The organism is Martelella sp. AMO21009, from assembly GCF_053484295.1.
On record NZ_JBAKFR010000002.1, the window covers coordinates 292,613 to 318,328 of the forward strand.

Consider the following 25,716-nt stretch of genomic DNA (forward strand, 5'->3'; position numbering starts at 1 on the left):
GCAGCCGCGAAAATTCGTCCGGCCGCATCTTTGGCGACCGGCAAGGAAGCTGCCGCTTCGCCACCGCCCGGCATTGTCCGGGGGCGATGGTGAATGGCGACCCCACTTTCAGATAGTGCGCCGCCGGTTCATAACGATAGCATACACAAGAATTATCTGGCCGCGCCCCCGGTTCGCCGGAAATTTCCCGTTTCGGGATCGGCGATTTTTGCATCCCGCCCCACTTGCGCGCGCCCGCCATTGAAACGGGCTGGGCTTATCCCCAATTTGACTGTAAAAGAGGCCCCATCGATTTGAGTGAAAAGGGCTTTTCCCCTAGGATCGGTGCCTGAAAACGGCAGTGATTCGGCGCCAATGTTTTGCGCCCACACTCCAACACGTTTGGAAAGACCTGTTTATGAGCGAAACCCCAGAAATTGCCGTCGGCGTTCCCGCCGAATACGGCGCTGATTCGATCAAGGTTCTCAAGGGGCTGGATGCCGTGCGCAAGCGGCCGGGCATGTATATCGGCGATACCGATGACGGCTCCGGGCTGCACCACATGGTCTATGAGGTGGTCGATAACGCGATCGACGAGGCGCTGGCCGGTCATGCCGATCTGGTGACCGTGACGCTCAATCCCGACGGTTCGGTCTCGGTGACCGACAATGGCCGCGGGATTCCGACCGACATTCACACCGGCGAGGGCATCTCGGCGGCCGAAGTGATCATGACCCAGCTCCATGCCGGCGGCAAGTTCGACCAGAATTCCTACAAGGTCTCCGGCGGGCTGCATGGCGTCGGCGTTTCGGTGGTCAATGCGCTGTCCGTCTGGCTGAAGCTGAAGATCAAGCGCAATGGCAAGCTGCACGAGATTTCGTTTACCCACGGCGTGGCCGACAAACCGCTGGAAGTGATCGGCGATGCCGGCGATGAGACGGGCACCGAGCTCACCTTCATGCCGAGCTCCGAAACCTTCACCATGGTGGAGTTCGACTATGACACGCTGGAAAAGCGCCTGCACGAGCTCGCCTTCCTGAATTCCGGCGTGCGCATTCTTCTGACCGACAACCGCCATGCCGAGCCGGTCTCCAAGGAAATGCATTACGATGGCGGGCTGGCCGCCTTCGTCGCCTATCTCGACCGCGCCAAGAAGCCGCTGGTGAGCGAACCGATCGCGATTTCCACCGAGAAGGACGGGATCACCGTCGAGGTCGCGATGTGGTGGAACGACAGCTACCACGAAAACGTGCTCTGCTTCACCAACAACATCCCCCAGCGCGACGGCGGCACCCATATGGCCGGTTTCCGCGGCGCGCTGACCCGGCAGATGGTGTCCTATGCCGACACGTCCGGCATCCTGAAGCGCGAGAAGGTGACGCTTTCGGGCGAAGACTGCCGCGAGGGGCTGACGGCGGTACTCTCGGTGAAGGTGCCGGATCCGAAATTCTCGTCGCAGACCAAGGACAAGCTGGTTTCCTCCGAGGTTCGCCCGGTTGTCGAAAGCTGCGTGAATGACGCGCTCGGCCAGTGGCTGGAGGAGCATCCGAACGAGGCGCGCATTCTCGTCACCAAGATCGCCGAGGCCGCGACCGCCCGCGAGGCCGCACGCCGCGCGCGCGAACTGACGCGGCGCAAGGGCGCGCTCGATATCGCCTCGCTGCCCGGCAAGCTTGCCGACTGTTCCAACCGCGATCCGGCCAAGTCCGAGCTGGTGCTGGTGGAGGGTGATTCCGCTGGCGGTTCCGCCAAGCAGGGCCGTTCGCGCGAGACCCAGGCGATCCTGCCGCTACGCGGCAAGATCCTGAATGTCGAGCGCGCGCGCTTCGACAAGATGCTGTCGAGCCAGGAAATCGGCACGCTGATTACAGCACTTGGCACCGGCATCGGCAAGGACGAATACAATCCGGACAAGCTGCGCTATCACAAGATCATCATCATGACCGATGCTGACGTCGACGGCGCGCATATCCGCACCCTGCTGCTCACCTTCTTCTTCCGGCAGATGCCGGAGCTGATCGAGCGCGGCCATCTCTACATCGCCCAGCCGCCGCTCTACAAGGTCACGCGCGGCAAGTCGGTGCAGTATCTGAAGAACGAGCAGGCGCTCGAGGATTACCTGATCGACCAGGGCCTCGAGGATGCGTCGCTGGAGCTCGGCTCCGGCGAGGTGCGCGCCGGGCCCGACCTCAGACAGGCGATCGTCGACGCGATCCGGATGCGCAACCTGATGGAAGGCATCCATTCGCGCTATGACCGCGCGGTGGTGGAGCAGGCGGCGATTGCCGGCGCGCTGAATGCCGAGCGGGTTACCGATCCGGCCGAGGCCACAAGGCTTGCCGCCGATATCGCCGCCCGGCTCGACATGATCGCGGAAGAAACCGAACGCGGCTGGGAAGGCTTCGTGCGCGAGGACGGCGGTCTGCGCTTCGAGCGCACGGTGCGCGGCGTCAAAGAAGTCGCCAATATCGACATGGGCCTGATCGGCTCGGCCGACGCCCGCTATATCGACCAGCTCCAGAAGCGCCTGTTCGAGGTCTACGAAAAGCCGCCGCTCCTGAAGCGCAAGAATGGCGATCTCACGATCTATGGCCCGCGCGCCATGCTGGAAGCCGTGTTCGAGGCCGGCCGCAAGGGGCTGACCATGCAGCGCTACAAGGGCCTTGGCGAGATGAATGCCGAGCAGCTCTGGGAAACCACGATGGACCCCAATGTCCGCTCGCTGCTGCAGGTCAAGGTCAACGACGCCACCAGCGCCGACGGCCTGTTCTCCCGCCTCATGGGCGACGAAGTGGAACCCCGCCGCGACTTCATCCAGGACAACGCGCTCTCGGTGGCCAATCTGGATATCTGAGGACGGGGCGGCGCGTGCGCCGCCTCAATTTGCTGACAAACATTTCCTGCATTCCGGGTCATCTTCGGACTTGATCCGAGGATTCAGGTCGCCCGGCGAGGACTCGTCATAAGTTCTTGCAATTTCAGTGGCTTAAGCTGTCCGGATGCTCGGATAAAGCCCGCTCATGATACAAGAACGAAGGGTGATGACACATGATGGTCAAAGCTTGGTGCTTTGTCAGCAGTCTGATCCGGCTTTCCGTTAGCCCGCCTTGGCAAAGATAGAAGATCAGGAATATCCGGCGACGCCGGTTAAACGTCAATCCTCCCGGTCGTTCATCCGCCAACGACCGCGCCGCAGGGCGTCCCTTCCACGCCAAAAAATTACCCTTTCGAAACAAGCGTATTGCGGCATTCGCCCAAAGTATGAGCATTCGCCCACTTGACAGAGCGCGTCATTCTGGTGAGTAATTGCCCACATCGTAAGCTATTGCTCAATTCTGAGGGAGGAACGAGTATGAAACTTCATTCGATGCTGCTCGCCGCTTGCTCGCTGGTCGCCCTGACCGGCGTTGCTTCTGCTGAGACGCTGACCATCGCCACCGTCAACAACGGCGACATGATCCGCATGCAGAAGCTCACCGACGATTTCACCAAGGATCATCCGGATATCGACCTCGAATGGGTCACGCTTGAAGAAAACGTGCTGCGCCAGAAGGTCACCACCGATATCGCCACCAAGGGCGGTCAGTATGACGTCTTGACCATCGGCAATTACGAAGTGCCGATCTGGGCCAAGCAGGACTGGCTTCTGCCGCTCACCGATCTGCCCGGCGATTACGACGCCGCCGATCTTCTGCCGGCCATCGCCGGCGGCCTTTCCGTCGACGGCACGCTCTATGCCGCGCCGTTCTACGGCGAAAGCGCCATGGTGATGTACCGCACGGATCTGGCCGAAAAGGCCGGCGTGACCATTCCGGCCGAGCCGACCTGGGAAGAGATCAAGGCCGCGGCCAAGGCGATGACCGACAAGGACAACGGCATTTACGGCATCTGCCTGCGCGGCAAGGCCGGCTGGGGCGAGAACATGGCCTTCCTCGGCGCCATGTCCAACTCCTACGGCGCGCGCTGGTTCGACATGGAATGGAAGCCGCAATTCGACACCGAAGAGTGGAAGGCGACGCTCACCGACTATCTGGACATGATGAACAATTATGGTCCGCCCGGCGCGTCCTCCAACGGCTTCAACGAGAACCTGGCGCTGTTCCAGCAGGGCAAGTGCGGCATGTGGATCGACGCCACCGTCGCCGCCTCGTTCGTGACCGATCCGGATGAATCCAAGGTCGCCGATTCTGTCGGCTTTGCCCTGTTCCCGGAAAAGGGCGATCTCGGCAATCGCGGCAACTGGCTGTGGTCGTGGAACCTCGCCATTCCGGCATCCACGCAGAAGGCTGATGCGGCCAAGGCATTCGTCGCCTGGGCGACGTCCAAGCACTACACCGATCTGGTGGCGGAGCAGGACGGCTGGCGCGCGACGCCTCCCGGCACCCGCACCTCGCTCTACGAGAACGCGGACTACCAAGAGGCGGCGCCCTTCGCCGAAATGACACTGGAATCGATCAACGCGGTCGACACCAACAAGCCTTCGGTTCAGGAGATTCCCTATACCGGCGCGCAGTTCGTCTCGATCCCGGAATTCCAGGGTATCGGCACCGCCGTCGGCCAGCAGTTCTCGGCAGCCCTTGCCGGCAACGTCTCCGCCGAACAGGCCCTCAACAACGCGCAGCAGCTCACCCAGCGCGAAATGATGAAGGCCGGCTACATCAAGTAACCTTCCTCCGCGGGGCGGCCGGGCTCAAGGGTCCGGTCGCCTTCGGAGTTCAAGCCGACATGATGACGGCCGCCGCGCATGAAGTGACGGCGGCCAATCCGGTTTTGGCGCACCGATGAACGGCCTTTCCCGGCCGGACAGGGAAGGATGCGCAACGTACGGGCTTACGGCGCCTGAGGGCGGCCTGACGATCCACTTTGCGGGGAAACACCGAAATGGCGACGACCCATACCAAAAATGCAGCGCGGCTGATGATGGCGCCCTCGGTCATTCTGCTCTTGTTGTGGATGATCATACCGCTGTCGATGACGATCTACTTCTCGTTCCTGCGCTACAATCTTCTGATGCCGGGGACGGAAAGCTTCGCCGGCTTCATGAATTACCGCTTCTTCCTGACGGACCCGGCCTTCTTCCAGGCCATCGGCAATACGCTGATGCTGGTGGGCGGCGTTCTGATTGCCACCGTTGTCGGCGGCATCGCGCTGGCGCTGCTGCTCGATCAGCCGATCTTCGGCCAGGGCATCGTGCGTATCCTCGTGATCGCGCCGTTCTTCGTCATGCCCACCGTTTCGGCGCTGGTGTGGAAGAACATGCTGATGAATCCGGTGAACGGGCTGTTCGCCTCGCTGGCGCGGTTCCTGGGCATCCAGCCGGTCGACTTTCTATCGTCGATCCCGCTGATGTCGATCGGGCTGATCGTCACATGGCAATGGCTGCCTTTCGCAACCCTCATTCTGCTGACGGCGCTGCAGTCGCTGTCGGAGGAGCAGAAGGAAGCCTCCGAGATGGACGGGGCCAATGCCTGGAACCGTCTGATCTACATCATCCTGCCGCATATGGCGCGCGCCATCACCGTGGTCGTGCTGATCGAGACGATCTTCCTGCTTTCGATCTTCGCCGAAATCCTGGTCACCACCAATGGCGGCCCCGGCACGGAAAGCACCAACCTCACCTACCTCGTCTACATGCAGGCACTGCTGCAGTTCGACGTCGGGGGAGCGTCCGCCGGCGGTATCATCGCCGTCATTCTCGCCAATATCGTTGCGATCTTCCTGGTTCGCATGATCGGCAAAAATCTGGAGGACTGACGATGGCACGCCAGGTAACAACGCAGAAGAAGGTCGCTTTCACCGCATTGGCATGGCTGATCGCGCTGCTGATCTTCTTCCCGATCCTGTGGACCTTTCTGACAAGCTTCAAGACCGAGGGCGAGGCCGTCGCCTCCCCGCCCTCCTTCCTGTTCTTCCAGTGGACGCTGGAAAACTATGTCGAGGTGCAGGCGCGTTCGAACTATTTCCACCATTTCTGGAATTCGGTGGCGATCTCGCTGGGTTCCACGGTGATCGGCCTTCTGATCTCCGTGCCGGCCGCCTGGGCGATGGCGTTTTCGCCGACGCCGCGCACCAAGGACGTGCTGCTCTGGATGCTCTCCACCAAGATGCTTCCGGCGGTCGGCGTGCTGGTGCCGATCTACATCATCTTCCGCGATCTCGGCCTGCTCGACACCCGCACCGGCCTGATCGTGGTGATGATGCTGATCAACCTGCCGATCATGGTGTGGATGCTCTACACCTACTTCAAGGAAATCCCGGGCGAGATTCTCGAAGCCGCCCGGATGGACGGGGCAACGCTCGGCAAGGAGCTCATCTATGTGCTGACGCCGATGGCGATCCCGGGCATTGCCTCCACCCTTCTTCTCAACATCATCCTTGCCTGGAACGAAGCGTTCTGGACGCTGAACCTGACGGCCTCGAAAGCAGCGCCGCTCACAGCCTTCATCGCTTCCTATTCGAGCCCGGAAGGCCTGTTCTACGCCAAGCTTTCCGCGGCCTCGACCATGGCGATTGCGCCGATCATCATTCTCGGCTGGTTTTCGCAGAAGCAGCTCGTGCGCGGGCTCACCTTCGGCGCGGTTAAATAAGGACAGGACCAATGGGCAGCATCAGACTTGAAAAAGTTTCCAAGCACTTCGGCGAGCACGCGGTCATCCCTTCGATCGACCTCGAAATCAACGAGGGTGAATTCGTCGTCTTCGTCGGCCCCTCGGGCTGCGGCAAATCCACGCTTCTGCGCCTGATCGCGGGACTGGAGGACGTCACCGGCGGGCGCATTCTGATCGACGGCGAGGACGCCACCGACAAGCCGCCGGCAAAGCGCGGTCTCGCCATGGTGTTCCAGTCCTACGCGCTCTATCCGCATATGAGCGTTCGCAACAATATCGGCTTCCCGCTGAAGATGGCGAATGTCGACAAGGCCGAGATCGACCGCAAGGTCGAGGACGCGGCGAAGATCCTGAACCTCACCGATTATCTGGAGCGCAAGCCGCGCGCGCTTTCCGGCGGCCAGCGCCAGCGCGTGGCGATCGGCCGGGCGATCGTGCGCAATCCGGAATGCTTCCTGTTCGACGAGCCGCTGTCGAACCTCGACGCCGCGCTCCGGGTCAACATGCGCCTCGAGATCACCGAACTGCACCAGCAGCTCGATGCCACCTCGATCTACGTGACCCATGACCAGGTGGAGGCCATGACCATGGCCGACAAGATCGTGGTGCTGCGCGCCGGCAATATCGAACAGGTCGGCTCGCCGCTGGAGCTCTACCGCAAGCCCGCCAACCTGTTCGTCGCCGGCTTCATCGGCTCGCCGAAGATGAACTTCGTCACCGGCAAGGATGCGGAAGGCTACAAGGCCCACACGATCGGCGTCCGGCCGGAACATCTGACGCTGTCGACCGAGAGCGGCACCTGGCAGGGCAAGGTCGTGGTCGCCGAGCATCTGGGCTCCGACACCTTCCTGCATATCGATGTCGACGGCATCGGCCAGCTCACCGCCCGCGCCAATGGCGACTTCCCGGTGCGCCATGGCGACGTCGTCTATGTCACCCCCGATCCGGAGCGCATCTACCGCTTCGACGACAAGGGCCTGGCGCTCTAGACGGCGGGGACGCGCAGAGAAAACGGCGGGCGCCACCGGCTGCGCCCGCCCCGGAATGCGAAAATCGGACAGGACAATGACCAAGGCACTTTCACTCAGCACACTCAAGGACCACGCCGACAAGGCGGCGGTGCCGACCTATGCGCGCGACGATCTTTCGCCGGGCATTGTCCATTTCGGCGTCGGCAATTTTCACCGCGCCCATCAGGCGGTCTATCTGCACGAGCTCTTCAACAAGGGCCGCGATCACGACTGGGCGATCATCGGCGCCGGCGTGATGCCGGGCGATGCCAGGATGCGCGACGTGCTGAAGGACCAGGATTTCCTGACCACGGTGGTCGATCAGGAAGCCCATGCCAGCAGCGCCACAATTACCGGCGCGATGATCGACATGATCGCGCCGCCGGATTTTGACGCGATGATCGCAAAGCTCGCCGATCCGGCGATCCGGATCGTCTCGCTGACGGTGACCGAAGGCGGCTATTTCATCGATCCGGCAACAGGGAAGTTCGACCCCAAACATCCGGCAATCGTCGCAGATGGCAACAACCCGGATCAGCCGAAGACCGCGTTCGGCCTGATCATCACCGGCCTGAAGAAGCGCTGCGCGGCGGGCCTTCCGGCGTTTACGGTCATGTGCTGCGACAACATTCCCCATAATGGCGCGGTCACCAAGGCCACGGTGTCCGGCCTTGCAGAACTTTCCGACCCGGATTTCGCCGTCTGGATCCGCGAAAACGTCGCCTTCCCCAATGCCATGGTCGACCGCATCACGCCGGCCACCGGCGAGCGCGAGCGAAAGATCGCCGCGGAAGAATACGGCATTGCCGACAACTGGCCGGTGTTCTGCGAGGAGTTCCGGCAGTGGGTGCTGGAGGATGACTTTCCGCTCGGCCGGCCCGCGCTGGAAGAGGTGGGCGTCACTTTCGTGGACGATGTCAGCCCCTACGAGATCATGAAGCTCAGGATCCTGAACGGCGGCCACGCCGCGATCGCCTATCCGGGCGAACTGCTCGACATCCATTTCGTCCACGAGGCGATGGAGAACGAGCTGATCGCCGCCTTCCTGGAAAAGCTCGAAAAGGACGAGATCATCCCGATCGTGCCGCCTGTGCCCGATACCGATCTCACTGAATATTACGAGCTGATCGCGCGGCGCTTCGCCAACCCCAAGATCGGCGACACGATCGAGCGTCTGGCGCTCGACGGCTCCAACCGCCAGCCGAAATTCGTGCTGCCGTCGACAGCCGTTCGGCTGGAGAAGGGCCTCGATGTCACCGGCCTGGCGCTAGTCTCGGCGCTGTGGTGCCGCTATTTCGAGGGCACGTCCGATAGCGGCCGCAAAATCAAGTTCAACGACGAGGCTGCCGACCGGCTCCATGCCGCCGCACTTGCCTCGCGGGAAAAGCCGACCCGCTTCCTCGAAGAGCGTGACATTTTCGGCGCCGTCGCCGATAATCCGCAATTCGTGAAGCGGTTCACCGGTGCGCTTGAAAGCCTGCGTGCCAACGGCACGGCCGCGACGCTGAAACGCTATATCGAGGGCGATCTGGAGTAACGCCACCATCAGGAGCCATATGCCCGTAAAGCCGCTCATCATTTTCGATTGCGACGGGGTGCTGGTCGACAGCGAACCGATTTCGCTCGCGGTCTTGAGGGAGGCGCTCGCCACCGAGGGCATCAGCATCTGTGACGAGGATGCGCGGCGGCTGTTTCTCGGCCGCTCGCTTGCCACCATGCTCGCGATCGTCAAGCAGGATTACGGCGCGACGCTCGGCGACGGGTTCCTGGAAGGGCTGAGGCGCGACCTCTATGCCCGGTTCCGCGCCGAACTGAAACCGACAAATGGCATTGCGGCGGCCTGGGCCGAGCTGGAGGCGACAAGTTACGATTTTTGCGTCGCCTCCAGCTCCCAGCCCGAGCGAATCCGGCTTTCGCTTGAGATCGCCGGCCTTCTGCCCCGGTTCGAACCGCCGATCTTCTCCGCCTCGATGGTGGAGAACGGCAAGCCCGCGCCCGATCTCTTCCTCTTTGCCGCAGGCCGGATGGACCGGCCGCCGCAGGAATGCCTGGTGATCGAGGACAGCCCGGCAGGCATTGCCGCGGCAAAGGCGGCAGGCATGCGGGTCTTCGCCTATCTCGGCGCCACCCATGCCCGTTCGCCCGGCTACCGCGAGCAGATTGCGGCGCTTCACCCCGACCTAATGTTTGACGCCATGGACAATCTCGTCCAACGTGCGGCAAAAGTCTGACAGGAAATCAAGGGTGGGAGCGACCGGATGCGCGATCATGTGATTGCGGTCGATGTCGGCACGGCAAGCGTCAGGGCCGCCGTTTTCGACGCTGCCGGCGCGATGCTTGCCCGCGCGGCAGCACCACTGCGCCTGAAACGCCCGGCGCCCCGGCGCGGCGAATATTCCTCGCAAGACATATGGCAGGCGACAGCGGAGGCCGTGAAGGCGGCTCGCGCGGCAGCCGATATCGCGCCGGAGCGAATCGCGGGCCTTGCCTTCGGCGCCACCTGCTCGCTGGTGCTTCTGGGCCGCGATGGCCGGCCGCTTGTGCTTTCCGAGGACGAGACCGGCGCATTCGACACCATCGCCTGGTTCGATCACCGCGCCGCTGCCGAGGCGGCAGAACTCAGCGGGTTCGACCATGAGGCCGTGCTCCATTCCGGCGGTTCGGTCTCACCGGAAATGCAGGTGCCGAAACTCGCATGGCTGAAGCGCAACCGGCCGGACCTCTGGGAACGGGCCGGCGGCATCTTCGATCTCGCCGACTACCTCACCTTCCGCGCCACCGGCAACAACCGCCGCTCGCTCACCACGCTTTCGGCCAAATGGTTCTATCGCGGCGACCACGTCCTTCCCTGGCCGCTCGGTCTTCTGGAAAAGGCCGATCTCACCGATCTGCGTGAAAAGGCGGGAATCCCGGAATTCATTCTGGTGCCCGGCGATGCCGCGGGCCGGCTGACGACAGCGGCGGCGCGCGACCTTGGCCTTGATGGCGAGGCGGTGGTCGCGGCCGGCCTGATCGACGCTTATGCCGGCGCGCTCGGCGCGCTGCCGCCGCCGGACATGAAAGGCGATGGCGAACTGGCGCTCATCGGCGGCACATCAAGCTGCATCGTCGGCTATGAAAGCCGGCCCGTCTTCGCGCCAAGCCTCTGGGGGCCCTATTTTTCCGCGCTTTATCCTGCGCGTTGGCTGTTCGAGGCGGGGCAATCGGCAACCGGCGGCCTGCTCAACCATCTGCTGGAGGTCCACAGCGCCGGCGGCATTGCCACCGAGGAGCAGCATGGCAGGGTGATTGCCCGGATCGGGGACATGATTGCCGAGCGCGGCCCGGGCTTTGCCGATGGTCTCGATATCCTTCCCGATTTTCACGGCAGCCGTTCCCCCTTCGCCGATGCCTCGATGACCGGCATGGTCGCCGGGCTGACGCTCGACGGCAGTTTCGACGGGCTCTGCCGGCTCTACTGGCGCGCCTCGGTGGCGATCGCCCTGTCGCTGAAGCAGATTCTTGCCCTGCTTTCCGAAAACAGCATCGCCGCAACGCGTCTGCATCTGGCCGGCGGCCACAGGCGCAACCCGCTGCTGACCCGGCTTTACGCCGATGCCACCGGCCTGCCGGTGCTGGTCTCGCCGACCGAGGACGTCGTCCTGCTCGGCTCCGCCATCCACGCCGCAACCGCCGCCGGCCTCGCCCCCGATCTCGGTGCGGCCGCGCGAACCATGCAGGCGACGCCGGTCGAGATCGCGCCCGATCCCGCACTCGCGGATTACTATGCCCGTCAGTATCGCCGGCTGGAAATCCTGCAGGCCTGCCGCGACCAACTCAAGGCCCTCGCATAAGCGTCGACAGAAAGACATAAACAAACCTTTATGTCTTTCTTGCCAGTTTTCGCCAAGGCTGATAGGTACGGAACAGATGAACAGGCAAATTGCGGGTGCCGGTTGCGCTCGTCCTGCCGAAATGTTTCCGGAGTTTCAGATGAGCACCACCAACGACTATCTCGTCGCCGATATCGCGCTGGCCGATTATGGCCGCAAGGAAATCGACATTGCCGAAACCGAAATGCCGGGCCTGATGGCCGCGCGCGCGGAGTTCGGTGACAGCCAGCCGCTAAAGGGCGCGCGCATTTCCGGCTCGCTGCACATGACGATCCAGACCGCGGTGCTGATCGAGACGCTGACGGCGCTCGGCGCCGATGTGCGCTGGGCCTCCTGCAACATCTTCTCCACCCAGGACCATGCCGCCGCCGCGATCGCCGCCGCCGGCATTCCGGTCTATGCCGTCAAGGGCGAGACGCTTGCCGAATACTGGTCCTATACCGACCAGATCTTCCAGTGGGCCGATGGCGGCCAGTCCAACATGATCCTCGATGATGGCGGCGACGCCACCATGTATATCCTGATCGGCGCGCGCGCCGAGGCTGGCGAGGATGTGCTGTCCAAACCCGGCTCGGAAGAAGAGGAAGTGCTGTTCGCGCAGATCAAGAAGCGCATGGAAGCCTCGCCCGGCTTCTTCACCAAACAGCGCGAGGCGCTTCTCGGCGTTACCGAGGAAACTACCACCGGAGTCAACCGGCTCTATCAGCTCGCCAAGAAGGGCCAGCTCCCCTTCCCGGCGATCAACGTCAACGACTCGGTCACCAAGTCGAAATTCGACAACAAATATGGCTGCAAGGAATCGCTGGTTGATGGCATCCGCCGCGCCACCGACGTGATGATGGCCGGCAAGGTCGCCGTCGTCTGCGGTTACGGCGATGTCGGCAAGGGCTCCGCCGCCTCGCTTTCGGGCGCCGGCGCGCGCGTGAAGGTAACCGAAGCCGATCCGATCTGCGCGCTGCAGGCCGCCATGGACGGCTATGAGGTCGTGCTTCTGGAAGACGTCGTCGCGACCGCCGATATCTTCGTCACCACCACCGGCAACAAGGACATCATCCGCATCGAGCATATGCGCGAGATGAAGGATATGGCGATCGTCGGCAATATCGGCCATTTCGACAACGAGATCCAGATTTCCTCGCTGCGCAACTACACCTGGACCAATGTGAAGCCGCAGGTCGACATGATCTCGTTTCCCGACGGCAAGCGCATCCTGCTGCTTTCGGAAGGTCGTCTCCTGAACCTCGGCAACGCCACCGGCCACCCCTCCTTCGTGATGTCGGCGTCGTTCACCAACCAGGTGCTGGCCCAGATGGAAATCTTCCAGAACCACGCCAAGTACGAGAACACGGTTCACGTCCTGCCGAAGCATCTCGACGAAAAGGTCGCGCGCCTGCATCTCGACAAGCTCGGCGCTAAGCTGACCGTTCTCTCGGAAGAACAGGCCGCCTATATCGGCGTGACGCCGGAAGGCCCGTTCAAGCCGGAACATTATCGTTACTGAGGCCATTTGCGAGGCCGCCGTCAGACAGCGGCCTGCGAACGTCACAAAAAATAAAAGGCGGCCCCGTATTGGAGCCGCCTTTTTAATCGGAATCTCGATTTTCTCGGGTCACCCTCGGGCTCGACCCGAGGGTCCAGGCGACGCCCACCGTGCGGCCTGGATGCTCGGATCAAGTCCGAGCATGACTCATGAGAGCGTGGCGTAGCGCGAAGGACACGAGGGCGTCGGGAATGTGGCCCCGAGCGTGTTTGCCGTCAGCGCCCTTCCAGTTCCACTCAGCCTTCGAGCACAACCACCTTTGTGCGCTTGTCGGGGTCGACGCGGGCGTAGAGGTCGATGATGTCCTGGTTGATCATGCGGATGCAGCCGGAGGAAACGGCCTGGCCAATCGAGGTCCAGTCCGGATTGCCGTGGATGCGGAACAGGGTGTCATTGCCGTTCTTGTAGAGATAGAGCGCACGGGCGCCGAGCGGGTTCATGATGCCCGCATCCATGCCACCGGCATATTCCTTCAGCTCCGGCTGGCGCTTGATCATTGCCTGCGGCGGATACCAGGTCGGCCATTCGGCGCGGCGGCCGATATAGGCCTCGCCCGACCAGCGGAAACCGTCCCGGCCGACACCGATGCCGTAGCGCACGGCCTTGCCGTCTTCCAGCACCAGATAGAGCAGCCGCTGTTTGGTATCGACGATGATCGTGCCGGGTGCTTCATCCGTCTCGTAATTGATGATCTGGCGGCGATACTTGTCGTCGACCTGGGTGATCGGCACGCGCGGCAGGTCCACGCCATTGTCATTCGTGGCCGCATAGGCGGAGATCGGGGCCATCGTCGTCGACGAACTGTTGGTGGTGGTGCAGCCGGCGGCGGCGAGCAGGCTCGTCAGCGAGATTGCCAGAAAAAGGGATCGAATGTGCATGGACGGTCTCACGGCGTGGAACAAAAGGTGATAATGGTCAATTGATAGAAGCTTATGGTTAAGAATTGGTTGCAACACAAGCTCTGACATGGATCGGAGGTTTAGATCGCGCCCCGAGGGCGCGGGGCTGTTGTGAAAATGCATCGCATGAAAGGAAGTTCCATGGCGATTGTCGATCTGCATGGAAAAAACCCGACGGCGGATGGTCGCCAGTCGGACCGCGCCATCATGGTCCGTCGCGGCGTCCAGCATCTGCTGAAGCACATGCGCGTTTCCGCGATCGCCGAGATGACGCTTCGAAGCGGAAGGCGGGCCGACCTGATCTGCCTTTCGGAAAAGGGCGAGATCTGGATCATCGAGATCAAGACCTCGATCGAGGATTTCCGCGTCGACCGGAAATGGCCGGAATACCGCGATTTCTGCGACCGGCTGTTCTTCGCCACCCATGCCGATGTGCCGCTCGAAATCTTCCCCGAGGATTGCGGCCTTCTCCTGGCGGATCGCTATGGCGCGGAGATGATCCGCCCCGCCCCCGAACACAAGCTTGCAGCGGCGCGCCGCAAGGTGCTGACGCTTGCCTTCGCCCGAAACGCCGCCGACCGGCTGACCTTCGCCGAACTGGTATTGGAGAAGCTGGAAGCGGAGGGCGTGGACGTCCGGATTTAAAGCGGCGGCGTGCCGTTTTCGGCCAGCGCATTGCCGGCGAAATAGAGCGAGCCGCCGATCAGGATGCGCGGCGGCGGCTGATCGGCGCGCGCGCGCATGCAGATCGCGGCAAGCGCCTCGCCGATCGAGGAGACCGGCTCGGCCGAAAGCCCGGCATCGGCCGCGGATGAAGCCAGCGCAACCGGATCGATCGAGGCCTCGGTTCCCTTGATTGGCGCGCAGTAGACATAGGTCGCAAGGCCCGCGAAATGTTCGAAGAAGCCGAACGGATCCTTGGTGTTGATCATGCCGATTACCAGATAGAGCGGGCGCGGGTCGCGCTCCTCGAAGCCCGCCAGCGCCTCGGCGATCACCTCGCCGGCGCCGGGGTTGTGGCCGCCGTCGAGCCAGATTTCGGAGCCCGCGGGCGCCGCCGTCACCAGATCGCCCGTCGTCAGCCGCTGCAGCCGCGCCGGCCAGAACACCGCGCCCATAGCGGTTTCGACGGCCTTTTCGTCCAGCGCGAAACCGGCCGCCTTGACCGCCGAGATCGCGGCGGCGGCATTGGCATATTGATGCCGGCCCGGCAGCGCCGGCAGCGGCAGGTCCATCAGCCCGTCGCCATCCTGATAGACCAGCCGGCCATGCTCCTCATGGGCGGAGAAATCCTGGCCATAGACATGCAGCGGACAGCCGAGCCGGTCGGCGCTGGCGATCAGTACTTCTTCCGCCGCCTCATATTCCTGCTGGCCGATCACCACCGGCACGCCCGGCTTCATGATCCCCGCCTTTTCCGCCGCGATCAGTTCCACCCGGTCGCCGAGATAGGCCTGATGATCGAGCGAAATCGGCATCACCACGGAAACGGCCGGCTTGTCGATGATATTGGTGGCGTCGTAGCGCCCGCCCAGCCCAACCTCCAGGATCACCACATCGGCCGGAATTTCGGCAAACAGCACGAAGGCCGCCGCCGTCAGCATTTCGAACACGGTCGCCTTGGCGCCCTCATTCGCCGCTTCGACCCGCCTCAGCGCCTCCGCCAACAGCGTGTCGTCGACATAGCCGCTCGCCCCGCCCGGCCCGCCGATGCGGAACCGCTCGTGCCAGCGCACCAGATGCGGCGAGGAATGGACATGAACGGAAAGGCCCGAAGCCTCCAGCAACGCGCGGCAGAAGGCGGTGGTCGAGCCCTTGCCGTTGGTGCCGGCGATATGGATCACCGGCGGCAGGGAAAGATGCGGATTGCCGAGCTTTTCGAGAAGCACCCGGATGCGATCCAGCGACAGATCGAAGCCCTTGGGATGCAGCTGCATCAGGTGCTCGATCACGCGCTCGGCGGCGCCGAATGAGGGGTTATCCATGATTGATCCGATTCTGCGGGCCTATCCCGCCCGTGGCGTTCGCGCGCCCTTATCATCCGCCGGAGATGGCCGACCGTGAAGACCGCCGCCGCCTTGGGGCGCGGGGTCTTCTCCGTCTTTCTCAGCCCTGCTGCGCCGGTGCTTCCTCTGCCGGCACCGCCGGTTCGGCTTCCGCCTGCGACGCATGCGGGCCTTCCAGAAGCCCGTGCGGCGGCGTTGCCGGCGCGCCGGTCATGATCTTCAAAAGCCGCGCCAGTGTTTCCGGCAGGTCATGGCGCTTGACCACCATGTCGACCATGCCGTGCTCCAGCAGGTATTCGGCGGTCTGGAACCCGTCAGGCAACTGCTCGCGGATGGTCTGCTCGATCACGCGGCGGCCGGCAAAGCCGATTTCCGCCCCGGGTTCTGCGATATGCAGATCGCCGAGCATGGCGTAGGAGGCCGAAACGCCGCCGGTGGTCGGGTTGGTCAGCACCACCACGTAAGGCAGGCCGGCATCGCGCATCATCTCGATCATCACGGTAACGCGCGGCATCTGCATCAAGGAGAGAATGCCCTCCTGCATGCGCGCGCCGCCGGAGGCCGGGAAGATCACCAGCGGGCATTTTTCATCGAGCGCGCGCTGAAAGGCCTGGATGATCGCCTCGCCGGCGGCCATGCCGAGCGAGCCGCCCATGAACTTGAACTCCTGCACCACGGCAACGAGCTTCAGACCCTCGAGCGTGCCGACGCCGGCGAGGATCGTGTCCTCCTGCTCGGTCTTCGCCCGGTTTTCCTTCAGCCGGTCGAGATATTTCTTGGAGTCGCGAAACTTCAGCGGATCCTGCGCGACCTTGGGCTGCGGCAGGTCTTCATAGGCGCCGTTGTCGAACAGATCGGCGAGGCGCGCGCGCGCGGGCATCTTCATGTGATAGCCGGAAGACGGGATCACCCACTTGTTTTCTTCCAGATCGGTATGAAACACCATGGCCCCGGTTTCGGGGCATTTGATCCACAGATTCTCGGGCACCTCGCGGCGGCCAAACATGGAGTTGATCCGCGGCCGCACGTAATTGGTAATCCAGTTCACCACATGAACCTCCTGAATTTCTTTGCCTGCCGTGTGCCAGATTTACTCGGCGGCTGCAAGGCGCGCGTCCCGCACGCCGCTTGAAAGGCCCTTCACGAAGGTCGAAACCGCGTCGACCGTGTCCTTGCCGGCCTTGCCGTCCGCCGTCAGGCTGCCGGCGATCTGGTTCACCAGCGCCGTGCCGACCACTACGCCATCGGCAGCAGCTCCGATCAGGCGGGCATGTTCGGCGGTCTTGACGCCGAAGCCGACGCAGACCGGCAGATCGGTATGCGCCTTGATGCGCGAAACGGCCTCGCCGACCTTGGAAGGGTCCGGCAGCGCCGAGCCGGTGATCCCATTCATCGAGACATAATAGACGAAGCCGGACGTGTTTTTCAAAACCGCCGGCAGACGCTTGCCATCGGTGGTGGGCGTCGCCAGCCGGATGAAATTCAGTCCGGCATCGAGCGCCGGAATGCAGAGCTCGTTATCCATTTCCGGCGGCAGGTCGACGATGATCAGCCCGTCAATGCCGGAGGCCAGTGCATCGGCGATGAATTTGTCGACGCCATAGATATAGATCGGATTGTAATAGCCCATCATCACGATCGGCGTATCGGCATCGCTCTTGCGGAATTCCCGCGCCAGCTCAAGGGTCTTCGCCAGCGTCTGGCCGCCCTTCAGCGCGCGCAAGCCTGCCATCTGGATCGACGGGCCATCGGCCATCGGATCGGAAAACGGCATGCCGAGCTCGATCACGTCCGCGCCCGCCTTCGGCAGCGCCTTCATGATCTCAAGCGATGTATCGAAATCCGGATCGCCGCCCATGAAATAGGTGATCAGCGCCGGCCGGCCCGCGGCCTTCAGCGCGGCAAAGCGTTTTTCCATACGTTCGGTCATACTCTACTCCGTGGCATCGTCGATGCGAAATAATCGGCAAGCGGTGCGCCGGCCATGGCGGTTGCCATGAATGCGCGCCGTTCGAAATCAATCACGCCCAGTTCCCAGACGCAGGCCATCGGGCCGGGCGGGACGGGCGAAAAATCGGGCGGCGACCTGCCGAGATCGGCGCGCCAGAGCCCGTGAGAGAGGATTCCGCCTGGAAGCCACCAGTGCAACAGCAGCCACCAGGCCTCCTCGCCGCGATGAAGCACCGCAAACCCGGCGCCGAAATTCGGCTTGGGCGCGGCGGCGCTTCTCAGAACGGAAATGGCGGCTTCCAGCACGTCATCTGCGAATTCCGGCGCGCCCTCGGCCGAAACGCCGCTGAGCTTGATCCTGCCGTCATCCGTCTCGACCGTCGTCAGATAACCGGCCTCGCGCGGGCGATAAAGCTCCGCCTCTGCCAGTCTATCCGCCATGACCTTCCTTCCTACTCCGTTTCTCCGTCCGACCACGCGCTGATCGCGGTGACCAGCGACTTGTGGACGGACTTCATGTTCATCACGAGACTGTCGATTTCGGCGGCGGCATCATCGCCGGAGGCGAGCGCGTTCAGCGCCGAGACCAGTTCGATGTTGAACAGGTTCTGGTGCGCCAGCGCCTTGATCACCGCGGCACGCACCTCGTTGTCGCCGCCGTCCTCTTCCTCGATGATCTCGAACAGCGCTTCCGCCAGTTCCGACATTTCCTCGATCACGTCCCCCCGGCTCATTTATCTCACATCTCCATGCCGAGAATCTTGCCCACCGTGTGGACATCCTTGTCCCCGCGGCCGGAAAGATTGGCGAGGATGATCTCGTCCTTGCCCATTTTCGGCGCGCGCTTCATGATTTCGGCAATCGCGTGGCTCGCCTCAAGCGCGGGGATGATGCCCTCGAGCCTTGTCATGAGCTGGAAAGCTTCCAGCGCCTCGTCATCCATGATCGGCACATAGTTCACGCGGCCGATATCGTTGAGCCAGGAATGTTCCGGCCCGATGCCGGGATAATCGAGGCCGGCGGAGACCGAATGGCCTTCCTTGATCTGGCCGTCGCCATCCTGCAGCAGATAGGTGCGGTTGCCGTGGAGCACGCCCGGCGCGCCGGCGGTGATCGAGGCGCAGTGCTCCTCGCCCGAAAGCCCCTTGCCGCCCGCCTCTACGCCGACGATTTTCACGCTCGGGTCATCGAGGAAAGGATGGAAAATGCCGATCGCGTTCGAGCCGCCGCCGACCGCGGCGATGACGAGATCCGGCAGCCGGCCCTCGGCCTCCATGATCTGCTCGCGCGCTTCCGTGCCGATCACGGCCTGGAAATCGCGCACCATTTCCGGATAGGGGTGCGGACCCGCGGCCGTGCCGATCAGGTAATAGGTGTCCTCGACATTGGTGACCCAGTCGCGCAGCGCTTCGTTCATCGCGTCCTTCAGCGTGCCGTGGCCGGCCGTCACCGGCTTCACCTCGGCGCCCAGAAGCTGCATGCGGAACACGTTCGGCGCCTGACGCTCGACATCGGTCGCGCCCATATAGACCACGCAGGGCAGGCCGAAGCGGGCGGCGACGGTGGCGGACGCCACGCCGTGCTGGCCGGCGCCGGTCTCGGCGATGATCCGCGTCTTGCCCATGCGCTTGGCGAGCAGGATCTGGCCGATGCAATTGTTGATCTTGTGCGAGCCGGTGTGGTTCAGCTCCTCGCGCTTGAAATAGATCTTCGCGCCGCCGAGATGCTCGGTCAGCCGCTCGGCGTAATAGATCGGGCTCGGCCGGCCGATATAATGCTTGCCGAGCGATTTCAGCTCCGCCTGGAATTCCGGATCGGTCTTCGCCTTCTCCCACTCGGCCTCAAGGTCGAGGATCAGCGGCATCAGCGTCTCGGCGACGAAACGGCCGCCGAAAATGCCGAACAGACCGGTCTCGTCGGGTCCGGATTTGAAGGAATTCAGCTTCGGGGTCTCGTTCACGGTCATTCTCCATCAGGCCGTTGCATAGGCAGCGTCAACGGCATCAAAAAAGGCATCGATCCGGGCGGCATCCTTCACGCCGGGCGCGCTTTCCACGCCCGAGGAAACGTCGAGCCCCGGCGCGCCGGTTTCATGAAGCGCGGCGGCGACATTTTCCGCCGAAAGACCGCCCGACAGGAAATAAGGGATAGTCGGGCGCCAGCCGGCAAGCAAGCGCCAATCGAAAGTCACGCCATTTCCGCCGGGAAGCGTGGCGTTGGCCGGCGGCTTTGCGTCAAAAAGCAGGTGATCTGCGACACCCATATATTCATCGACACGGGCAAGGTCCTCCGGCGCGCGCAGCGAAAACGCCTTGATCACCGGCAGGCCGAACAGCGCCTTGATGGTCACCACCCGGTCGGGCGTCTCGTGGCCATGAAGCTGCAGCATGTCCGGGCGCGCGGCGTAGACGATCTCTTCCAGCAGTTCGTTGTCGGCATCCACCGATACGGCGACCGTCTTCGCCCTTCCGCGCACATGATTGACCAGGCCGGCAGCGATATCGGGCTCGACATAACGCGGGCTCTTTTCGAAGAAGATGAAACCGACATGGCTCGCGCCGCGACGGATGACGTGATCAATCGTGTCTTCGCTGCTGAGACCGCAGATCTTGATGGCCGGACGTTTCATGGTCTGTCCTTAACATATCGCGAAAAACTTCGCGAGTTCTATACGGCGGGAGGATCGAAGCGGATCGCATGGAGGAACGATCCTTCGGTCTTGAGCCATTTGCGCGCTTCGGGGGTTTTCGGGCAAAGCTTTTCACACAGAGCCCAGAAGCGCGGGCCGTGGTTCATTTCGGACAAATGCGCCACCTCGTGCGCGGCGAGGTAATCCACGACAAACAGCGGCGCCATCGCGATCCGCCAGGAAAAATTGAGATTGCCGGCCGAAGAACACGAACCCCAGCGCGATTTCGTGTCCTTGAAGCTGATCGCAGCGAAACGCTTGCCGCTTGCCTCCGCGTGGTATCGCACCCGCTCCGTGATCTCGCGCTTCGCTTCCTTTTTCAGATAGTCGCTGGCTCGCCGGCCAATGCTTGCGGCGGGGCCGGAGACCAGAAGCACGGGCCCGCCGTCTTCCATGCGGGCCTCGGTCAGGCCGCGCAGATTGCCGCTGTGGCGTATGGTGTGGGCGACGCCGAACACCGGCAGCGACGCCCCGTCGCCGATTGTCGTGTCGCGGCCCTCAAACCGTCCGATCCTGTCGATCAGCCAGTCATGATGGCGGCGCAGGAAGCCGTCGACCTGATGGCGCGCCAGCCCCGGCGGCACGGTGAGGCTCACCGCATGCCCGCCCGGCTCGATCTTCAGCGTCATCCGACGCGCGCGCGCATTGGTTTTGACATTGAGCGGCAGCATCCTTCCGCCGATGTCGATTGTCCTGGCGTTCATTCCGTGTCTCTTCGGCCCCTTCGGCCTTTCTATACCGGTTTCCGGGCCCCGCAGGCCACAAAAAAAGGCACCGCCCGGGGGATATGGGCGATGCCGAAAGGGTGGCTGCCGCGCCGGAAGGCGCGGTGCATTGCGTCAGTCCTGCGATGTGCCGCCGAAATTGCCGTTATTGTTATTGCGCTCGCGCATGAAACGGTCGAATTCCTCGCGGTCGCGGGCCTTTCTCAACTCGTCGGTGTAGCGGTCGAATTCGGCGCGCATTTCATCAAGCTTGCGGCGCTCGGCCTCAATCCGCTCCATCTCGCTGCGGCGCCATTCATCGAAGGCGGCATTGCCGGTGGAGGCCATCGGCTCGGCGGCCTGGCGCATGTTGCGCTTGCAGGAACCGAACGCCCGTTCGGCGGAACGCTTCCACTCGCCGCGCGACATGTTCAGACGATCGCCCCAGATAATATAGGCAAGCATCACCAGTCCAAGCGGCCAGAACACGACAAAACCGATCACCATCAGGGCGATCGTAAGTGGCGTCCACGCCGGACGCAGTAACGCAGTCTCGTTCATCTCGGTTTTTCCTCGTTTCGTCTCGGCGATCGACCGCCGATATTTCCGATATGGAAATGGCGGCATGCCGCTTCAAGATATACTCGACAGGAATCGAACGATTTTGCGGAAAACGGTACGGCTTCGGGAAGGTTTTGCCAGATGCCGGAAGCGGCCCGAAAGCCGATCCGATCGCCGGTTAGCGTGGCGCGCGTTTGGCGAGGATGCGCTGCAGGGTGCGGCGGTGCATGTTGAGGCGGCGGGCGGTTTCGGAGACATTCCGGTCGCACATCTCGTAAACCCGCTGGATATGCTCCCAGCGCACCCGGTCCGCCGACATCGGATTTTCCGGAAGGTCGGTCTTCTCGCCGGGCTGTTGGGTCAGCGCGTGGACGATATCGTCGGCATCGGCGGGCTTGGCGAGGTAATCGAGCGCGCCGAGCTTCACCGCCGTCACGGCGGTGGCGAGATTGCCATAACCCGTCAGCATCACGATCCGGGTATCGGCCCGCGCCTCGCGAATGGCGGCGACCACGTCGAGCCCGCTGCCGTCCTCAAGCCTCAGATCCACGACCGCGAACGCCGGCGGACGCGCCTTGGCAAGCGCGATCCCCTCGGCAACAGAGCCCGCCGTTTCGATGTCGAAGCCGCGCGTTTCCATGGCGCGCGCCAGCCGGCGCAGGAAGGGTGCGTCGTCATCGACAAGCAGCAGGGTGCGGTCGTCGCCGAGGCCGGCGAGGTCGTCATTGGTATCGGGGGTCTGCAATGCGTTCATTTCATTGGGCCTGAAAGTAATGCCTGACCCCTTATGCCTGCGGGGGCGACGGGGGTAAACCCCTTGCGCGTCACAAAACCGTCACCCGAACGGTGGGTTTGCGCGCTTTCATTCCGGTGCGAACCATTCTAGACCATGGCCTCAAACTTGCGGAACGGGAGCATAATGAACGAACATGACATCGAAAAACCGGGCGTACTTCCCGAGGCCATCATCGTCATGGGCGTCAGCGGCTCGGGCAAATCCTCGATCGCGCGCCGTCTTGCCGAGCGCGCCGGTCATGCGTTTATCGAGGGGGATGACCTCCACCCCGCCGCCAATGTCGACAAGATGGCCCGCGGCATCCCGCTTCAGGACGAGGACCGCTGGCCGTGGCTGGCGCTGATTGGCGAAGCGATAGCAACTCACCGGCAAAGGGGCGTGGTCATCACCTGCTCGGCGCTGAAGAAGGCCTATCGCGACCGGCTGCGCCAGACCGCCGGCGGCCCGCTGGCCTTCGTGTTTCTGGACGGCAGCGAGGCCTTGCTGAGCGCCCGCATGGGCCATCGCACCGGCCATTTCATGCCGGTCTCGCTGCTCCAGAGCCAGCTTGCCACGCTGGAACGGCCCGACGGCGAGCCCGGCGTGGTCGTCGTCGATATCGATCAATCGCTGGAGGCGATCGTCGAGACGGCGCTTGCGGGCCTTGCGGCCATATTCGACTGAGGCCCCACGTTTTCCGCCTTGCCTTTCCCGCGGTCATCGGCGAACGTCAGGCAGGTGTAAGCGCGGAGGAACGGGATGACGGTGACGGCCAGCGAGCGCAGGCGCGCTCTCTTTCTGGGGAGCATGGGCGGCGGGCTCGAATTCTATGACTTCGTGATCTATGCCTCCTTCGCCTCGCAGATCGGCAAGACCTTCTTTCCGGACGAGGCGCCGGCCGCGCGGCTACTGGCAGCCTTCGCGATCTTCGCCGTCGGCTATCTCGTGCGCCCGCTCGGCGGCATCCTGTTTTCCCATTTCGGCGACAGGCACGGCCGCAAGGCCATGCTCCGGGTCTCGATCGCCGGCATGGCGGGCGCGACATTCCTGATCGCCTTCATGCCCGGCTATGCCAGCTGGGGCATTGCCGCCACCGTGCTGCTCGTGGTGCTGCGCATGGTGCAGGGGCTTTGCCTTGGCGGCGAGATCCCCGGCGCGATGACGCTGATCACCGAAACCATGCCGAAGCGACGGGGACTTGCCTGCGGCTTCCTGTTCATGATCATCAATGTCGGCATGCTGGCCGCCCAGGCCGTGCAATGGGCGATCACCCATCTGATGTCGGAGACCGCGGTGCTGTCCTATGGCTGGCGCATCGGCTTCTTCGTCGGCGGGCTGGTGGCGATCGCGGGCTTCTTCCTGCGCGCGCGGCTTTCCGAAAGCCCGGCCTTCGCCGAAATGGAAGCCCATGCCCACAAGGTACCGCTCGCCGCTTTGTTCCGCGACAATGCCCGCGCCGTCTGGCTCGGGCTATTCATCACCGGGCTCGGGGCGGCGACCGTGCCGCTGCTTTATCTCTACATGAATTCCTATCTGACCGATTTCCTGAAATACGATCCCGATCAGGTGGCGACCGCCGTTCTCATCGGCATCGTCCTGTTCTCGCTGCCGATGCCGGTGGCTGGTCTGATCTCGGATTTCGTCGGCATTAAGGTTCCCGCCTTCATCGCCGCGCTGCTTCTGGCGGTGGCGGCGATCCCGGCCTATGTCTGGATGCAGCAGGACGTTTCGCAACTGCTGCCGGCCATGATCGTGATCTCGCTGATTGCGGCCTTTGCCTGGGGCGTCGGGCCGGTGCTGCTGACGGCGATTTTCCCGACGGATGTGCGCTATACCGGCGTTGCCTTCGTCTACAATATCGGTTTTGCGATCGTCGGCGGGCTGACGCCGCTGACGGCGACCTTCATCATCCAGGAGACCGGGTTCATGCTGGCGCCCGGTTTCCTGCTGGCGCTGTTCGCGGGTCTTGCGACGGTGGCGATCTTCCTTTCCAACGTGCTGCCTTCCGGCAGAACCGGCCGCGTCTGAACGGTTTGCGGATCAGGCGCCGGGCGCTCGCAGCGGTTGCTCGCGTGCGGCGGTTCGATGCCGGGGTTGGTGGTTTTCCAACGCTAATCAGTTGATTATAAGCTGGAGCCGGTCTGCTTCTCGAAACCGCGCGCGTCGCAAGCAGATCGCCGAACAGAAGCCGCCAGCGCGGGAGGCATGTCGTGTATGGCACGCGCCACATGGCGCGCGCCTGCCCAGGGAAGTCGCATGAGAAAAATAAACCTGGTGCTGGAAAATCTCGTGCTGGTTCACGAGATGGACAGGGTGGAAGAGATCGGCCGCGTCGTGTCCAATGCCGCGCAAGGTTACGGGTTCTCCTATATCGGCCTGTTCCGCCGCTACTGGCCAGCCGGCGGCGACCGCCCGCGCTGGCAGCCGATAACCCACTGGCTCCACCGCCGTCCGATCCTCGAATTCAGCGAGAAATGCGCGCAGGGCGCCGATGTCGGGTGGTCGAGGCTTTCGGCCGTGGACACGCCGTTTACCTGGGACAGGCTCCTGGAGATGGCGCAGCGCGAAAACAAGGTCGTCTATCGCAAGCTGAAAAGGCAGACGGATTGGGCGGCCGAGGCGGGCATTCCCCACGGGATCACCTTTCCGGTGTTTTCCCGCGACGGCCTTTTGGGCAAACTGGTTCTCGGCAGCAGCACGCCTGTCGATCTGTCTCCGGTGGAGGTCAGTCTGTTTACCACGCTTGCGGACCAGAGCCTTCGGCAGTGCACCGCAATTCTGCATCGCGGTGCAAACGGCCCCGCGGAGATGGCATCAGTGCCGCAGCTTTCCGACCGGGAAATCCTGATTCTAAAATGCATCGCCGGCGGCATGACGTCGGTGGAGACCGGCAGGGCGGCCAACATTTCCCACTACACGGTTGACTGGTACGTCAACAATCTTCAGGGCAAGCTCGGCGCGCGCAACCGCCAGAACCTTGTGGCGCTGGCGTTCCGGCACGGCCTTGTCCGGTAGTCGATTTTCCGCCCGGGAGGCGCGCTGGCCGGGTTTGCGCTCGGGCCGGAGTTTGGGTATGAATTTGGAATTGCGATTTTTCAGCAGTTCCCCTTTGGAGGCCCTCCC

The 25,716-nt window shown here is 63.0% G+C and carries 24 protein-coding genes; 13 read left to right on the forward strand and 11 right to left on the reverse strand.

The genetic code is table 11. The annotated features are described in order from the left end of the window. Positions 1 to 397: 397 nt before the first annotated feature. The 9 genes from gyrB to ahcY all read left to right on the forward strand — a co-directional run bounded on the left by gyrB (position 398) and on the right by ahcY (position 12,970). Positions 398 to 2,833 (forward strand): DNA topoisomerase (ATP-hydrolyzing) subunit B, encoded by a 2,436-nt coding sequence (gyrB, locus tag V6766_RS03610; RefSeq protein WP_448463676.1) that lies wholly within the window; start codon positions 398 to 400, stop codon positions 2,831 to 2,833. A 498-nt stretch (positions 2,834 to 3,331) separates the two neighbouring features. Then, the gene (locus V6766_RS03615) at positions 3,332 to 4,645 is read left to right on the forward strand and encodes an ABC transporter substrate-binding protein (RefSeq protein ID WP_448463678.1); all 1,314 of its coding nucleotides are present in this window, start codon (positions 3,332 to 3,334) and stop codon (positions 4,643 to 4,645) included. Positions 4,646 to 4,860: 215 nt separating this feature from the next. Next, positions 4,861 to 5,733, forward strand: coding sequence for a carbohydrate ABC transporter permease (locus V6766_RS03620; protein WP_448463680.1), 873 nt, complete (start codon positions 4,861 to 4,863; stop codon positions 5,731 to 5,733). 2 nt (positions 5,734 to 5,735) lie between these two features. Further along, positions 5,736 to 6,566: a carbohydrate ABC transporter permease gene (locus V6766_RS03625; RefSeq protein ID WP_448463682.1), complete on the forward strand. Its 831-nt coding sequence runs from the start codon at positions 5,736 to 5,738 to the stop codon at positions 6,564 to 6,566. An 11-nt stretch (positions 6,567 to 6,577) separates the two neighbouring features. Then, the gene (locus V6766_RS03630; RefSeq protein WP_448463684.1) at positions 6,578 to 7,576 is read left to right on the forward strand and encodes an ABC transporter ATP-binding protein; all 999 of its coding nucleotides are present in this window, start codon (positions 6,578 to 6,580) and stop codon (positions 7,574 to 7,576) included. Between the two features lie 76 nt (positions 7,577 to 7,652). Continuing rightward, positions 7,653 to 9,134 carry a mannitol dehydrogenase family protein gene (locus tag V6766_RS03635; RefSeq protein ID WP_448463686.1) on the forward strand — a complete coding sequence of 494 codons (1,482 nt, stop codon included), beginning with the start codon at positions 7,653 to 7,655 and terminating at the stop codon, positions 9,132 to 9,134. A gap of 19 nt (positions 9,135 to 9,153) precedes the next feature. Then, entirely contained in the window at positions 9,154 to 9,828 is a 675-nt protein-coding gene (locus tag V6766_RS03640; protein WP_448463688.1) for an HAD-IA family hydrolase, read from the forward strand. A 27-nt stretch (positions 9,829 to 9,855) separates the two neighbouring features. Further along, positions 9,856 to 11,430: an FGGY-family carbohydrate kinase gene (locus V6766_RS03645; protein ID WP_448463690.1), complete on the forward strand. Its 1,575-nt coding sequence runs from the start codon at positions 9,856 to 9,858 to the stop codon at positions 11,428 to 11,430. 139 nt (positions 11,431 to 11,569) lie between these two features. Continuing rightward, positions 11,570 to 12,970, forward strand: a complete 1,401-nt coding sequence (gene ahcY, locus V6766_RS03650; protein WP_448463692.1) for an adenosylhomocysteinase — start codon at positions 11,570 to 11,572, stop codon at positions 12,968 to 12,970. A 275-nt stretch (positions 12,971 to 13,245) separates the two neighbouring features. On the opposite strand, the gene V6766_RS03655 is transcribed toward ahcY, so the two are convergent. Beyond that, positions 13,246 to 13,887 (reverse strand): L,D-transpeptidase, encoded by a 642-nt coding sequence (locus V6766_RS03655; protein WP_292055427.1) that lies wholly within the window; start codon positions 13,885 to 13,887, stop codon positions 13,246 to 13,248. A gap of 162 nt (positions 13,888 to 14,049) precedes the next feature. Here V6766_RS03655 and V6766_RS03660 point away from each other — a divergent pair, with 162 nt between their 5' ends. Then, positions 14,050 to 14,553: an MmcB family DNA repair protein gene (locus V6766_RS03660; RefSeq protein ID WP_448463694.1), complete on the forward strand. Its 504-nt coding sequence runs from the start codon at positions 14,050 to 14,052 to the stop codon at positions 14,551 to 14,553. On the opposite strand, the gene V6766_RS03665 is transcribed toward V6766_RS03660, so the two are convergent. The 10 genes from V6766_RS03665 to V6766_RS03710 all read right to left on the reverse strand — a co-directional run bounded on the left by V6766_RS03665 (position 14,550) and on the right by V6766_RS03710 (position 22,572). Further along, entirely contained in the window at positions 14,550 to 15,893 is a 1,344-nt protein-coding gene (locus V6766_RS03665; protein WP_448463696.1) for a bifunctional folylpolyglutamate synthase/dihydrofolate synthase, read from the reverse strand. The genes V6766_RS03660 and V6766_RS03665 overlap by 4 nt on opposite strands. Before the next feature lie 121 nt (positions 15,894 to 16,014). Beyond that, positions 16,015 to 16,962, reverse strand: coding sequence for an acetyl-CoA carboxylase, carboxyltransferase subunit beta (gene accD, locus V6766_RS03670; RefSeq protein ID WP_448463698.1), 948 nt, complete (start codon positions 16,960 to 16,962; stop codon positions 16,015 to 16,017). Between the two features lie 42 nt (positions 16,963 to 17,004). Beyond that, entirely contained in the window at positions 17,005 to 17,844 is an 840-nt protein-coding gene (trpA, locus tag V6766_RS03675) for a tryptophan synthase subunit alpha (RefSeq protein WP_448463700.1), read from the reverse strand. Next, entirely contained in the window at positions 17,841 to 18,305 is a 465-nt protein-coding gene (locus V6766_RS03680) for a hypothetical protein (protein WP_448463702.1), read from the reverse strand. The genes trpA and V6766_RS03680 overlap by 4 nt, the downstream gene beginning before the upstream one ends. Positions 18,306 to 18,316: 11 nt before the next feature. Continuing rightward, positions 18,317 to 18,598, reverse strand: a complete 282-nt coding sequence (locus tag V6766_RS03685; RefSeq protein WP_448463704.1) for a hypothetical protein — start codon at positions 18,596 to 18,598, stop codon at positions 18,317 to 18,319. 5 nt (positions 18,599 to 18,603) lie between these two features. Next, a complete protein-coding gene (gene trpB, locus V6766_RS03690; protein WP_448463706.1) occupies positions 18,604 to 19,824 on the reverse strand; it encodes a tryptophan synthase subunit beta in 1,221 nt (406 codons plus the stop codon). A 12-nt stretch (positions 19,825 to 19,836) separates the two neighbouring features. Then, positions 19,837 to 20,493 (reverse strand): phosphoribosylanthranilate isomerase, encoded by a 657-nt coding sequence (locus V6766_RS03695; RefSeq protein ID WP_448463708.1) that lies wholly within the window; start codon positions 20,491 to 20,493, stop codon positions 19,837 to 19,839. Between the two features lie 38 nt (positions 20,494 to 20,531). Next, on the reverse strand, positions 20,532 to 21,257 hold the full coding sequence (locus tag V6766_RS03700; RefSeq protein WP_448463710.1) for a M48 family metallopeptidase: 726 nt from the start codon (positions 21,255 to 21,257) through the stop codon (positions 20,532 to 20,534). Positions 21,258 to 21,392: 135 nt separating this feature from the next. Further along, positions 21,393 to 21,818 carry a DUF2852 domain-containing protein gene (locus V6766_RS03705; RefSeq protein WP_448463712.1) on the reverse strand — a complete coding sequence of 142 codons (426 nt, stop codon included), beginning with the start codon at positions 21,816 to 21,818 and terminating at the stop codon, positions 21,393 to 21,395. Between the two features lie 178 nt (positions 21,819 to 21,996). Further along, positions 21,997 to 22,572, reverse strand: coding sequence for an ActR/PrrA/RegA family redox response regulator transcription factor (locus tag V6766_RS03710; protein WP_448463714.1), 576 nt, complete (start codon positions 22,570 to 22,572; stop codon positions 21,997 to 21,999). Positions 22,573 to 22,737: 165 nt separating this feature from the next. Between V6766_RS03710 and V6766_RS03715 the strand changes: the two genes are divergently transcribed. The 3 genes from V6766_RS03715 to V6766_RS03725 all read left to right on the forward strand — a co-directional run bounded on the left by V6766_RS03715 (position 22,738) and on the right by V6766_RS03725 (position 25,608). Beyond that, on the forward strand, positions 22,738 to 23,277 hold the full coding sequence (locus V6766_RS03715) for a gluconokinase (protein WP_448463716.1): 540 nt from the start codon (positions 22,738 to 22,740) through the stop codon (positions 23,275 to 23,277). Positions 23,278 to 23,352: 75 nt separating this feature from the next. Beyond that, on the forward strand, positions 23,353 to 24,621 hold the full coding sequence (locus V6766_RS03720) for an MFS transporter (protein ID WP_448463718.1): 1,269 nt from the start codon (positions 23,353 to 23,355) through the stop codon (positions 24,619 to 24,621). Positions 24,622 to 24,849: 228 nt separating this feature from the next. After that, entirely contained in the window at positions 24,850 to 25,608 is a 759-nt protein-coding gene (locus V6766_RS03725; protein ID WP_448463720.1) for a LuxR C-terminal-related transcriptional regulator, read from the forward strand. The last annotated feature ends 108 nt before the right edge of the window (positions 25,609 to 25,716 follow it).